This is a genomic window from Kitasatospora sp. NPDC127060 (assembly GCF_042724935.1).
Taxonomy (GTDB): Bacteria; Actinomycetota; Actinomycetes; order Streptomycetales; family Streptomycetaceae; genus Kitasatospora.
Window position 1 is genome coordinate 1 of the sequence record NZ_JBHXEG010000098.1, and the last position, 12,183, is coordinate 12,183.

General features: G+C 72.5%; 14 protein-coding genes. 1 reads left to right on the top strand and 13 read right to left on the bottom strand.

Annotated elements, in window-relative coordinates:
• Positions 1-146: 146 nt before the first annotated feature.
• The 5 genes from ACFWIS_RS35400 to ACFWIS_RS35420 form a co-directional block, all read right to left on the bottom strand.
• Positions 147-932: a hypothetical protein gene (locus ACFWIS_RS35400; RefSeq protein WP_380524190.1), complete on the bottom strand. Its 786-nt coding sequence runs from the start codon at positions 930-932 to the stop codon at positions 147-149.
• A gap of 185 nt (positions 933-1,117) precedes the next feature.
• Positions 1,118-1,723 (bottom strand): hypothetical protein, encoded by a 606-nt coding sequence (locus tag ACFWIS_RS35405; protein WP_380524191.1) that lies wholly within the window; start codon positions 1,721-1,723, stop codon positions 1,118-1,120.
• 106 nt (positions 1,724-1,829) lie between these two features.
• Positions 1,830-3,086 carry a hypothetical protein gene (locus ACFWIS_RS35410; protein WP_380524193.1) on the bottom strand — a complete coding sequence of 419 codons (1,257 nt, stop codon included), beginning with the start codon at positions 3,084-3,086 and terminating at the stop codon, positions 1,830-1,832.
• A gap of 166 nt (positions 3,087-3,252) precedes the next feature.
• Complete coding sequence (locus ACFWIS_RS35415) at positions 3,253-3,543, bottom strand: HIT family protein (protein WP_380524195.1); 291 nt, start codon at positions 3,541-3,543, stop codon at positions 3,253-3,255.
• Positions 3,544-3,665: 122 nt separating this feature from the next.
• Positions 3,666-4,205 (bottom strand): hypothetical protein, encoded by a 540-nt coding sequence (locus ACFWIS_RS35420; protein WP_380524197.1) that lies wholly within the window; start codon positions 4,203-4,205, stop codon positions 3,666-3,668.
• Between the two features lie 450 nt (positions 4,206-4,655).
• On the opposite strand from ACFWIS_RS35420, the gene ACFWIS_RS35425 reads away from it, so the two are divergent.
• Positions 4,656-5,291: a hypothetical protein gene (locus ACFWIS_RS35425; protein WP_380524198.1), complete on the top strand. Its 636-nt coding sequence runs from the start codon at positions 4,656-4,658 to the stop codon at positions 5,289-5,291.
• Positions 5,292-5,330: 39 nt separating this feature from the next.
• Here ACFWIS_RS35425 and ACFWIS_RS35430 read toward each other — a convergent pair whose 3' ends face one another.
• The 8 genes from ACFWIS_RS35430 to ACFWIS_RS35465 all read right to left on the bottom strand — a co-directional run bounded on the left by ACFWIS_RS35430 (position 5,331) and on the right by ACFWIS_RS35465 (position 11,871).
• Positions 5,331-5,606, bottom strand: coding sequence for a hypothetical protein (locus ACFWIS_RS35430; protein ID WP_380524200.1), 276 nt, complete (start codon positions 5,604-5,606; stop codon positions 5,331-5,333).
• A 28-nt stretch (positions 5,607-5,634) separates the two neighbouring features.
• Positions 5,635-6,432: a hypothetical protein gene (locus ACFWIS_RS35435; RefSeq protein WP_380524202.1), complete on the bottom strand. Its 798-nt coding sequence runs from the start codon at positions 6,430-6,432 to the stop codon at positions 5,635-5,637.
• Between the two features lie 60 nt (positions 6,433-6,492).
• Positions 6,493-8,157, bottom strand: a complete 1,665-nt coding sequence (locus tag ACFWIS_RS35440) for an AAA family ATPase (RefSeq protein ID WP_380524204.1) — start codon at positions 8,155-8,157, stop codon at positions 6,493-6,495.
• A gap of 145 nt (positions 8,158-8,302) precedes the next feature.
• Positions 8,303-8,884, bottom strand: coding sequence for a hypothetical protein (locus ACFWIS_RS35445; RefSeq protein WP_380524206.1), 582 nt, complete (start codon positions 8,882-8,884; stop codon positions 8,303-8,305).
• Positions 8,881-9,324 (bottom strand): hypothetical protein, encoded by a 444-nt coding sequence (locus ACFWIS_RS35450; protein ID WP_380524207.1) that lies wholly within the window; start codon positions 9,322-9,324, stop codon positions 8,881-8,883. The genes ACFWIS_RS35445 and ACFWIS_RS35450 overlap by 4 nt, the downstream gene beginning before the upstream one ends.
• Entirely contained in the window at positions 9,321-9,494 is a 174-nt protein-coding gene (locus ACFWIS_RS35455; RefSeq protein ID WP_380524209.1) for a hypothetical protein, read from the bottom strand. The genes ACFWIS_RS35450 and ACFWIS_RS35455 overlap by 4 nt, the downstream gene beginning before the upstream one ends.
• Positions 9,495-9,564: 70 nt before the next feature.
• Positions 9,565-10,806 carry a DUF6919 domain-containing protein gene (locus ACFWIS_RS35460; RefSeq protein WP_380524211.1) on the bottom strand — a complete coding sequence of 414 codons (1,242 nt, stop codon included), beginning with the start codon at positions 10,804-10,806 and terminating at the stop codon, positions 9,565-9,567.
• A 75-nt stretch (positions 10,807-10,881) separates the two neighbouring features.
• Positions 10,882-11,871, bottom strand: a complete 990-nt coding sequence (locus ACFWIS_RS35465; protein ID WP_380524213.1) for a hypothetical protein — start codon at positions 11,869-11,871, stop codon at positions 10,882-10,884.
• Positions 11,872-12,183: the final 312 nt, after the last annotated feature.

The window sequence follows — 12,183 nt, forward strand, 5'->3', positions numbered from 1 at the left end:
AGGCCGTTGACAGGGGGCTTTCCCAACTTCGCTGTCACAAAATGGCGTTGTCCCAACTTCGGTGACAACTGTCCCGACTTCACTGTCACAGGTCACGGTCGAAGCCGACTTCCATGGCTCCGACCGCCCCCGACAGCGGCTCCGCGTCAGTGCGCCGTGGCCTGGGCCACCAGGGAGAGAGTCTTGGCCGCGAGACCCTGCCTGTACTCCACGACCTGCTCCAGGTTGGCCATGTACTGCTCGGCGACGACGGACGGGTCGGTGTCCAGCGGCTGGACCGCCGGGTGGCCGGCGGCCAGGATCTGCTCGTAGGCGGCCTGCCGGTAGGGGTGGTCTCGGTTCAGTCGGACTTTCGCGGCGTCGGCCGCGCGGTTCTTCCACATGTCGATGGCGATCCTGGCGTCATCGACGGACATGACGTAGGAGTGGTGCGCGGCCAGCCAGTGGGGCGCGGTGCTCAGAGCTTCCCAGCGCGACTCGACAAGGTGGAGGGCGCGGTCTCGCTCTTCGCGGGCGATCCGCTCCTCCAGCAGCCGGGGGCGGAGGGTGTTGTAGTCGCGCAGGGTGTCCATCAGGTTGATCAGGCGGCTCTCCTCCTCGCCGGGGCTGCGGTCGGGGTGCTCGTCGATGAAGCGATACAGGACCCGGCGGAAGTGCTCGGCCTCCTGGCCGTCCAGGTTGAGGCCGGTGAAGCCCTCCAGGGTGACGGGGGTGATCTGCATGGTGCTCTCCTTCGAGGGGCGGCGGTCGGGGTCGATTCCCTGGGACCGCAGATCGGCGTAGACCGTGGGCCGACTGACTCGGGCGGCTTCGGCTAGGACGGCGACCCTGGTTGCTCCCGCCTTCCAGGCGGCGGCGATCAGCTCGGCTCGACGTCCGGGGGCGGACCAGGCTCGTAGGGCGTTCAGCGCTTCGTCGCGTTGGGGACTCACGGACTCAGCATGTTGTTAAGTGGTTTTACATGGCAAGCCATTTGACAGTTTTGGTCGACGGGCCGTCAGGTGTTCTGCGCCGCAGTGGGATCGATGACGCCCTGCCGGGCCTCCGGCCGCTTCGGGTGGCTCCGCCACGCCGGGCCTGGTGGGGGCCCGGTCTCCAAACGTTCCGCGAGCGGCGGTCAGGGGCAGTTGCGGACGGCCAGGGCGGCGCTCACCGCGGCGGCGGCCAGGCCGATCAAGCGGTGCAGGGCCTGATCGAGCTCGAAGAGAGCAGTTCCCGGCCCACTGGAGTCCGCGCCCTTTCCTTCGGCCCGGACCACGGTGCAGGCATTGACGTAGCCGCCCTTGCCGAGCCGGGCGGCGAGGCGCAGCAGTGGACGACGCCTGTCGATGATCAGGTGTGTGCCGAGGTTGATGGCGGCTCCGGCAAGCAATGCCGTGGGCCTGGGCCGGAATCCCAGGGCTCGGGTCACGGCCAGGGTGGCGGTGGTCTGCACCGCCCCGTAGCACAGGACGTGCCGGGCGGCGCTGATGCGGCCGAGCCTGGTGGCGCTCATGGTTCGCACGCGCGGGTCTGCGATGTCCTCCGGGCTGGCCGGGGAGCCGTCGAGCAGCACTTGGTGGTCGCCGTAGAGGCCCTTGTTCATGGCGTCCACGCTGAGCTGGGCCCACTGGTCGGCGGTGTCGTGGGCCCCTTCGAAAATGGCCGCCAGGGCGGCGAAGACCGCGAGGTTGCGGATGGCGGTGTCGCACTTGGTGACAGCGGTCTCAGGGTCGTGCAGCATGGTGGTGCTCCTGTTCCTGTTTCAGGACTGATCGGGCATGGAGTCCTGGGCGGCTGCGGTGCCTTGGCCGGACAGCGGCCGCCCAGGGAAGTCGGTGCGCTGCCGGTCAGGAGTTCGCGCCGTCCCGGTGCCCCTTGCCTTCGAGTGCCGCGGCGACGATGTTCGAGGTCGGGTTTCCGTGCCAGCCGCAGGTGCAGCGGCAGACGACCAGGCCGTCCTTCCAGTCGTAGACGTCCGTCTTGTGAGCCGGCTCGGCCTTGGGCCCGGTCTCCTGCGGGCTGGCGGGACGCCGGGGGTGGCGAGCGATGGTTGTGTCCTTGACGGCCTGCTCCTGGCGGTGGGCCTCGCCCCACCGCGCTGCCTCCATGGCGTCGGTGGTGAGACCCGGGGACCTCCAGCCGCAGTTGCAGGTGGTTCCGAGGCGTCCGTCGCGGGCGGCGGTCTCGCAGATCTCGGTGTGGTGCTCGGGCAGTGGGACGTTCAGGGCGGGGTTGGCATCGTCGTCGTCGGTGGCCTCGCGGGAGGTGCCGATGGCCCACCGCTCCCAGCCGCCCGGAAACTCCTTGAGGATCTTGTCCCGGCGGGACTGGGCGGTCTTGGTCGGAACGCCCATGGCGAGGGCCAGGTCGGCGACGGTTCCCCCGGGCATGCTCGCGTGGGTCCGCACGGCGGCATCGATGATGCCCTTGATGCGCGGCTCCAGCTTGTGCACAAGGTCGGAGATGAGGGCCTGCCAGCACTCCAGGTTGGCCCGGCGGAGGCCGCCCCGGTGGCTGTAGCCGGTGCGCAGCAGAGCCAGCCCCCACAGGACGATGTCGATCCAGTCGGCCATCAGTCCGGCGTCGATGCCGACGGCCTTGGTTTCGTCCGGGTCGAGGTCGACGGTGTAGACCCAGTTGTCGGTGGAGGGCTGGTGCTCGTCCGGGAAGCTGGTGGCCCAGGCCTCCCACTCGCCGACCCCGGCGGTGAGCACTTTGGCCTGGCGGGTCTGGGCGGTGGAGCGGGGGGCGTCCATGGCTCGGGCCAGGTCCCCGATGCTGCCGCCGGCCAGGCGGTGTTCGCGGATGGCGGCGGCGGTGATGCCGGCTAGGAGGGTGGTCCGGGCCGATTCCAGGAGGCTGATTGCCAGGTGCCAGTTCTCGACGGTCACCGGCTGGACCGTCATCGGCACGTTGTCGCGGCCGGCGCGCCGGTCCTTGCCGGTGCGCAGCAGGGTGAGTGCCCACAGCGCCGTGTCGAGGATCGAGGTGAGTTCGTCCGCATCGGCGCGGCCGAGGGCGCGGGCCTCGGTAGGGAGCAGGTCGATGATGATGTCGCAGCCGCCGTGCTGCGCGGTGGTTCCGTGGATGTAGCGCAGGGCCATGTTGCCCCCTCAGGCGTGGATGAAATCTCGTACAGCTACTGTACGAGATTTCATCCATCTCCGCTACGGCCTCTGAGCTGCAACAACGCCTTGAGCAAAGAGAATTGACGTCTCATCAGCGATCAGGGCGGACCGAAGGCGGGGTGGGCGCCGGCTGCCGGGATGCTCAGGGCAGCAGCAGCCCGTCGCCGAACGAGCCCGGGAGGAGGTGGAGGTGCGCGTGGAAGACGGTCTGGGTGGCGGCCTCGCCGGCGCTGGTGATGACGTTGCACGGCGGCGTTGCGATCTCCGCGGCCCGGCGCAGCAGCACCGCGCTGACCTCGGGGTCGGTCGTGACGTCCGGGACGTGGAGAAGGGGGATCACGAGGAGGTGGCCTGATGTCACCGGGCCAAGGGGGTGCAGGGCCAGGGCGTCCGGCCACCGGCGGACGACGCGGGCCGCGACGGTGCCGGCCACGATGGCGCATAAGACGCACCCGGTCGACTCGGAGGCCGCAGGACCGTCGGGGTCACCGCCGTGGCCGTGGAGGAAGTCCTGCCCGGCGTCCGGGCAGGACCTGCTCGGGGTTTCTGTCACCGTCAGCCTCGGAGACCGTGTTCTCGGGGCTGGAGGAGTTCCTTCCCGACGTCCAGGTGGGCCACGTCGAAGGTGATCTTGTGCTGGGTCCAGAGGCGGTGTGCGATCTCCTCCGCCATCGCCACCGAGCGGTGGCGGCCCCCGACGCAGCCGACGGCGAGCCGGACCTGGCGGAACCTCCGGTTGGCGACGTCGTCGAGCAGAGCGACGGCGAACGACACGGCACGGTCGATGCTGTTGACGACGCCGGGGGTGTCCAGCACCCGCTGTAGCACCACCTCGTCCAGACCGGTCAGCTTCCGCATCCGCGGGTCGCGGTGCGGGTTGTAGTACTGGACGGTGGCGTCGAGGGTCATGTCGGCCCGCGGGACGTGCTTGCACTCGACGGGGAGGCAGAGGTCGTGGCGGCCCCCGGACAGCTGTCGGTGGCCGTAGCCGAAGCTCACGATGTTGCCGCGCACCACGGTCCAGTCCTTCCCGTAGCGGGCCTCGGTGCCCTCCGGGTTCAGGAGGAGGCGGTCGCGCTCGGCGAGAATGCTCATGGTTGTATACAGCCTTTCGGATTTCGGGGTCGCTGCGACCGCCGGATGCCGGCGGGAGCGGGTGGGAACGAGCCCATTTCATCGCGTCCGAGCAGCACCGGGAAGGGGCAACCCGGGGTTTCCCGTTTCCTCTTTGTCACGGCGTCTTCTGCCCTGTGAACAAGGGAAGTTGGCCTGCGGGACCGCAGTGGGGACATGCCGTCCGGCCCGCAGGTGATGGCTGGTGCGGGCCGCGTCACGCTGTTGCGCCGCGGTGTCCGCCCGGCGTCGTACGATGGCGACCGCGGTGGCTACCACCGCGGTGCCCTGGGCTTTGCCCCCGGGGGTTGCACGCCCACGGCAACGGTGGGCCGGAGCCCGGCACGGCTGCCGGGGTGAGGGTCTCGACCAAGCACGGCCCCCGCTCCAGGCGGGGGCTGTTCGCCGACGCCTTCACCCCCGGGAGATCCCATGGAACCCCTCGTCAAGCAGCTCGCCGACGGGCGCACTGCCCACGTCCAGCCCTTCATCACCGCCTACGGGGCCGTCACCTACACCGTCGTCGACGACGACGGGCGTTCGATCGCCAGCGGCTGGCTCCAGGAGGCGACCGAGCGCGGCGTCCCCGAGGACCGGCGGCCGGCGGGCTGCACGCACCTCATCGCCGGCGCGCCCGCGTTGTGGTTCACCTCGGAGGAGGCCGAGCGGCTGGTCGAGCTGGGCGATGCCGCCCAGGCGGCCTTCGACTCCTCCCCCGAAGGCCAGGCGCTCGCGGCCTGGCGCCGCAACCAGCGGGAGCTGGAGGAGGCGGAGGCCGCCAGCACCGCCGTACTGCGCACCCCGGAGGGCAGGGAGCTGGCCGGGCGGCGGACGCGCCTCAAGGAGGCGGCAGCCGCGGTGGCCGACGCCGACGGCGCCGAACGGGAACGGGCGTATGACAGCGGGGATCCGGGGTTCTACTACCGCCAGCAGCAGCCGCGCAACGAGGCGAACCTCGCCCGGGCGCTGGAGCAGCTGGACGCCTTCGACGAAGAGCATCCGCAGATCGCCGAGGCGCTGCGGGCGGAGAAGGAAGCCCGCACCCGTCGGTTCCTGGAGACCGACTGACCGCCGCCGGCGTCCTGCCGGGCAGGGCGTGAGGGGGCGTCACCCCTCGGCCCCCACGGCGCGAAGGCGGGCCATGGCCTTGGCGTAGTCGTCGCAGACCCCGAGGTAGAGCCGGCTCAGCTTCCTGTTCTCCACGCGGAGCAGGGCGATCTCGGCCAGCGCCGCCTCCTTGAAGTCGAGGCAGGTGCAGGCGTCCGGGTTGTCCGGTTCGCTCGCTCCTCCCGCGCAGCCGGGGACGAAGAAGGCGGTGCCGTCGGGGGCCTTGGCGGTGTGGCAGGGGGCGGGCAGCGGCCGTGGCGGGTCTTCGTGGTGCACGGGGTCTCGGTCTCCAGGGGTGGGGTGGTCAGGCGCGCGATGCCGGCCCGGGCGCCCACGGGTCGTCCTCGGCCCCGGCGCCCGGGTCGGCCTCGATGTAACCGAGGCATGCGAAGGGGGCGCCGGTGTCCTCGCGGACCTGCCCGGTGCCGCCGCAGATGCAGCCGTCGGGGTGGGGTTCGGCGGGGATGCCGCGGTCGCACTGGTCCGGCTCCTGGTGGACCGCGACGCCGTCCTCGTAGTCGTAGGTCATCACGATCCCGAGGCCGCCGCAGCCTCCCGGGCAGTCCCAGGCGTGGGAGCCCTCGGTCAGCCACGTGCTGTAGGTGGCCCGCAGCCAGACGCGCGCGGTCTCCTGCTCGGCGGCGCCGATGCCGTCCAGGCGGCGCAGGTCGTTGGCGGCCTGGGCGCACTGGACGGCGCTGTGGATGTCGCTGGGGCTTTGCAGCGCCACGATGTCGAGAGCGACGGCGCGGAACAGCAGGGCCGTGTACTCGTGCTGGCGGCTGCGGTCCGGGTCGACGGTGCCGGGCTGGCGGCGCTCGGCGGCCACGGCCTGCTGCCACTGGTGGTACTCGATCGCGTAGTCGGACATGAGGCGTCCGACGGACGGCGTGTCCGGGTAGGCGTGGCGCACGGCGGCGCAGGCGATCGCCTCGGTGACGGGGTCACCCTGCGGGTAGTAGTGGACGACGGTCGGCGCTGCGCCCGGCCGGTCCAGGACGACGTTCAGCGGTTCGTGGTGGGCGGCCAGGGTGCGCACCGTGTGGGCGACCTGGTGGTCGGCGGTGTCGCGGGTGATCGGGTTGGTGGTGAAGACGGTCACGGGTTCTCCCGGGGTGATTGGGCGGGTGCGGCCCGGGTCGGGCCGCATCCGGAGGGCGTGTCAGAGGCAGAGGCAGGTCGCCTGGGTGGGGTAGGTCCCGTTGGAGGCGTCCAGGAGGTCGGTGGCGGAGTGCACGTTCACCCACGCTGGCTCGCCGCAGTCGGGGCAGGGGATGTGCAGCTGGTGGACGACCTCGTCCGGGTCGTCCTGGTCCGCCCAGCGGATGGTCAGCTCGTGGCCGCCGATGCCGAAGGCGCCGGTGCGCAGGCCGTGGTCGTCCTGGCCGTCGTGGCGGGTGAACAGGGGGGCGAGGTCGGGTCCGAAGGTTCGCTCGATGTGCAGCGCCGGGTGGGCCTTCTCCCGTTCGGCGCATCGCCGCAGGAAGGCGGTCATCACCGGCAGGTCGCGGGTGTGGTGGACGGCGGTGAAGCCCTCGGCCAGGAGCCCGGGAAGGTCGCGGGTGAGCTCGTCGTGCTGGGCGGTGACGACCTGGTCGCGCACGCGCAGGGCGGCCGGGCGCTCGGCGTTGCGGGCCAGGGCGCCCTTCAGCGTCGCGTCGACGACCAGGGCGACAGCGGGAATGCCGTGCAGCTGGGCGGCGGCGATGACCTTCTTCCGCACCCAGGCCTCGGAGTTGACGGCGTCGACGATGACGGGGCGGCGTTCGCGCAGCATGCTGTCGAGTCGGCCGTAGAGGAGTTCCCAGGCGGCGGTGGAGACGCTCTGGTCGAGTGGGTCGCCGGTGAGGGCCTCGCGCAGGCGGTCGGCGTTGAGGACCGATCCGGCGAAGAGGCGGGCCAGGGTGGACTTGCCGCTGCCGGAGATGCCGATGAGGACCAGGAGGCAGTTCTCGGGCAGCCCCAGCGCGGTGAGCGCGCGCCGGGTCGCCGCGGTGCCCGCGGTGTCGATGCCGTCGCGCCGGTGGGCGGTGGGTTCCGGCGCAGGGCGCGGGACGGTGCTGCGCGCGGTGAGGTACCAGGAGCGGGCACCGAGCACGTCCAGCAGCACGCAGGTCCCGTCGTGGGCCGGGCGGCCGAACACCTTCGTGATCTCCTGGCGGCCGGGGAGGTAGCGGGTGATGCTCTCGCACGCGCTCACCAGCCGACTCCTGTCCACGGCGAGGAGTTCGGGCTGGTAGACCTGCGGGAAGGTCGCGACGATGTCGGCGTAGTCGACCAGGTCCGCGTGGGCTCCGGCGGCGGTGGTTCGCCGTTCGCGGCTGCACAGGGCGTGGATGTCGCGGCCGGCCCGGGCGGCGGCGGCCGACCAGTCCAGATCCGCACCGGCCTGGAACAGCATGTCCAGCAGCCTCTGGGCATGCGGGGCGAGCTCGGCCAGCAGCGCGTTGGCCTGCGGGACGCCCAGGTAGGGCAGCTCCTTGACTCCCGAATCGATCGTCCAGGTCAGCAGCCTCGGCACGGGGTTGAACCACATGTGCGGACCGGTACGGGTGAAGGGCCTGCCGGGGTACCAGCGCGCCCACGTCTCGGCGGGGACGTCGCTGGCGGACGTCCAGACGGCATTCTGCGGCTCCAGGTGCTGGGGGCTCTCGAAGAACGTGAGCTGCCCGGTGGCGGTGTCCAGGTGGATCTGCTGGTAGTGCCCGGCCCAGCCCGACTTGTCGATCGGCTCGGTGGAGATCACCGCTTCCACGGGCGTGACGGTGACGCGCGGCGCGGCGTAGCGGGCCTGCCGGACCTTCGGCACCACATGTTCGGTTGCCATCTGCACTCTTCTCCTGACTGTCAGTCACGGTGGGTGTTGCGTCAGTACGGTGCTGCTGCTGGCCAGCAGCACCGGGGGTCGTTGTCGGGGTCCCTGCGCGGGGGTGAAGCCGGGGCGGCGCGGCGCCGGCGTGGGCGGCCTCGCCTCAGTCCTCGTCCTCGTCGTCCGCGCTGTCCTGCGAGGCCAGTTCGGCGCTGGCCTCCAGGTCGACTTCGCCGCAGCCGTGGTAGATGGTCACGGTGCCGTGCTCGTCGGTTTCGGTGTACGACGGCAGCGCGTCGTCGTCGTCCTCGTCGCCGGTGCCGTAGGTGCGGCGCCCGCACGCCGGGCAGCGCCAGACCTCCTCGCCGCAGACCGGCAGTGGGAGGGTCGGGCCCGAGCACTCCGGGCAGGCGGGCGTGGAGGCAAGCAGCGAGGGTCGCTTATTGAAGCGGATCTCGCGCACCGACCAGCCGTGGGCGCGCAGGAGATCGGCGTAGGCGGACACCAGAACGTGCTCCTCCGCGGCGGCGTCGCCGAAGGTGAGACCGCTGAGCACGCCCGGGAACCGGGTGCGGTGGCACACCCGGACCTGGGCGGAGCCGGGAGCACCCGGGCCGGAGAGGAATCCGGCCACGCTGACCAGGCGCGTCGCGTCGAACTTCGCTTCGGGGTGACGCGTCAGGAGCAGAGCCCGTGCCGCGCTGGACACCGCTTCGTCGAGGTCCGGCTCGTTGGGCGCCGTCATCCCTGCTGCCCGGCGATCAGCCGCGCCACGGCGGCGGTCAGCTCGCCGCTCTCGGCTGCCTCCGCCGCCGCCTCCAGGCGCTCGAAGACGTTCGCGACGGTCACCGCCGGGTCGATGGCGCAGGCCTCGCGCAGGGGCCGGTGCAGTGCCTCGTAGCCGTCAGAGCGGCCCGCGTGGTAGCGGCACAGCACCTCGCACTCGATACAGGCCGGGCAGTCCTCCCAGTCGGCGCGGTACGGCGCGATGTCCATGGCCAGGTCGGCGCCGACCGGAAGCTCCAGCGCCGCGTGCGGCCGCGCGACGCCGAGTTCGCGCTGGGCCCAGTTGGTGGGCAGGGCACGCAGCTGCATGGCGAGTGCGGCGGCGACGGCGGGCTGGTGCTCGATGAGCTGTTTCCACAGCGTGTCTGCCGTGGCCAGTGGGTCGGCTGAGGGCGTCATCGCGGGTCCTTCCGGATGGGGTTGGCGGGCGAGGGGGCGTTGATGCGGACCCGGGGGACCGGGCGGTGGCGGCCGCAGACGATGCACTGGGCGTCCGCCGCGAAGTCGTTGTTGGTGTCGCAGTCCGCGCACTTCCAGATCGGCCGGGCCGGTGCCTTCGGACGGGTCATGTCAGTTCCTCGCAGGGGTAGTCCGAAGGGGAGGGTGGATCCCAGGGGCTGCCGTCGGCGGCCGGGCTGTTCACCAGGGCTCGTCGTCGAGGTCCTGGTCGGCGGGCCGGCGGGTGGTGCAGCGGTGCCGGTATCCGGGCTCGTAGGTGTAGCCGCTGCCGCCGCACGCGCAGTTCTCGCCGTGCGGTTCCTCCTGCTGCCCGCGACGGCAGGAGTCGGGTTCCTCGGCGACCGGCACCCAGATTCCGTCGCCCTGGTCCTCCCAGGTCCTGACGGTCAGGGTGATGCCGTCACCGTTGCAGCCGGGGCAGTCGGCGCCGTGCTGGCTGTGGTCGGTCTCGCCGATGAGGGCCGCGGCCCTGCGCAGCAGCTGCTCGGCCTCGTTCAGCCGGTCGGCCTGTTCGTGGTGGCCGGCGGCGTGCAGGTCGGTCTGCATGTCGGTGAGCAGGTCGGCGAGGAAGCCGGCCGGGGCCTGCTCGCGCATCTCGTCCAGGACGTCGGTCGGATCGCTCCAGTGACCGGAGGCGAGCCAGTCGTGCAGGCGCCCCACGTCGTTCCGGAGCCCTTGGCAGACCGCCGAACGGCCCTCCGTCCCGGTTCCGGTGAGCGGCCACGACGGCCCGGCCGGCGTCTGGGGCAGGTGGGCCATGGCCTGAGGAACGCCGGTTCGGGGCCCGGCCTGGGTGGAGGCGGGGGCGGCGATGCGGGCCAGCAGCGGCCACAGCCGGTCGTTGTGGCCCCAGACCGGGTCGACGATGGTGACCTGCCAGGTACGGGCGGCCTCGCGCAGGAGGTCGGGGTGGCAGCCAGGCAGCAGGTAGCGCAGTTCGGACCGGTCCCACCGGGCGCCGAAGACGTCCTCGGGCTCCGTACCGAGCATGGAGACGTCCACACCGCCGCGGCCCAGGCGCCAGGTGAACCGCGGGAAGGGGTGCTGGGTGACGGTCAGTCCGGCCGCGTGGGCCTCGGTGCGCAGACGCCGGCGCATCGCGCGGTCGGTGACCAGCGCGACGACGGCCGCGCGCCGCAGCCGCAGCCGGCCGGAGTCGACCGTCGGCTCGGCGCCGTTCTGGGCGGCCACGGTGAGGATGCCAGCGCGGTTGGCAGCGGCCAGGACGTCCCGGGGGCCGCACTCGGCGCCGTGGGGGACGTGCAGGGGCGGTGCGGCGAGCTCGGCGGCCGAGCCGTCCAGCCAGTCGGCCAGGCGGTTGGCGGCGTCTTCGAGCGAGCGCGCGTCGATCCGGTAGGGCTGCCCGTCGCGGGGCTTCGTCGCGCGCGGGCCGACGGGCTTGGAGGAGTGCAGGGTCCTCATCGGGGGTGAGTCCTCTCGGCTGGGCCGGCCGGCCCGGGGCGCTGCGCCCCGGGCCGGTGCAGTGGTGGTGCGGCGTCAGGACTGCTGGGCGGCGGCCTGGGCGGCGACCCAGTGGTAACCGGCGACCCAGGCGCTCGGGTCGAGGCCATCGGCCTGGGCGGCCTGGTAGGCGGTCTCGGTGAACTCGCCGGAGTCGAAGTCGTCGCAGACCTGGGCGGCGAGGCGGTGCGCGCGGCGCGGGTCGATCTCCTCCAGGGCCCGAAGTGCCTGGAAGGCCAGGTAGGCGGAGCCGGCGGCGGTGACGATCGCCGCGGCCGCAGCGCGGTCGCCTACGGCGTAGGCGTCCTTCGCGGACTCGTCGGCGAGCACGACCCGCTGGAGCATTTCGCTCTGGAGCCGGGCGAGGTCGTCGTCCGGGTCGGGCAGCGGGAGCGTCGCGACGGGAGCGCCGTCGCCTGCCGCCCACGCGGGGCCCGAGGGGGCGGCCCAGTCCTTCTTCACCGGCATCTGCACCCCGGCGAAGTCCTCGCCCAGGACCAGGAGGTGGCCGCTGCGTCGGCTCTGGCCGAGCCACACGATGTCGCCGCTGTCGCTCCACCGGCGCAGGAGTTCGGTGTCGAGGGCCGTCGGCGCGGCCGTGCTGTCGGTAGGGCCGTCCAGCTCGGCGGCGAGGAGCTGGCGCCACTCGGTGACCGGGAAGGGGCTGGCGCTGACGGGCACGCGCAGGGCGCTGGTGGGGGTGAACGCTTCCACGCGGTCGGCAGCGACGATCAGGCTGACGTCCTCGTCGTAGCCGCGCGAGCGGGCCCAGGCGGCGAGGCTGTCCGCGTCGTGGCCCTGGATGGTGGCGGTCCACGCCTCGCCGTCGCCGCCCGCGCGGCCGCAGGCCGGGGCGCTGGCCACGGCGAGGGTGTAGCGGCAGGTGGTGACGGCGTGCAGGTGGGTGGTGTCGGCGTCGAGCAGGGTGATGGCACCGGGCTTCCAGCTGGTGGGCTCGGAGCGGTGGGGGGCGGTCTGCTCCAGGATCCGGGCCAGCTCGTCGGCCCGCAGGATGGTGGTGGTCATGGCGTCCTTCGCTGGGTGTGGGCAGGGGCGGCCGCCGGTTGGCGCGGCCGGAGCGGGTTGCAAGGGGCATGGGGTCCGCGCGCTCGCCGCGCCGCAGGCCGCTTGGTCGGCACGGCGGGGCAGGGCAGGAAGGGTGCTGACTGGACCGGGTGCGCGGGCGGCGGTCCGGTCGGCGGCCGCTGGGTGGGGCGCCTGCGGGGGTTCGTTCCCGGAGGCCCGGGGTGGTGGGGTGGGGGGGGCCCCCGACCGGGCCCCCCCCCCCGCCAAACACCCCGAGCCCAAGCCAGATCCGCAGCAAGAGGCGCGCGCGGG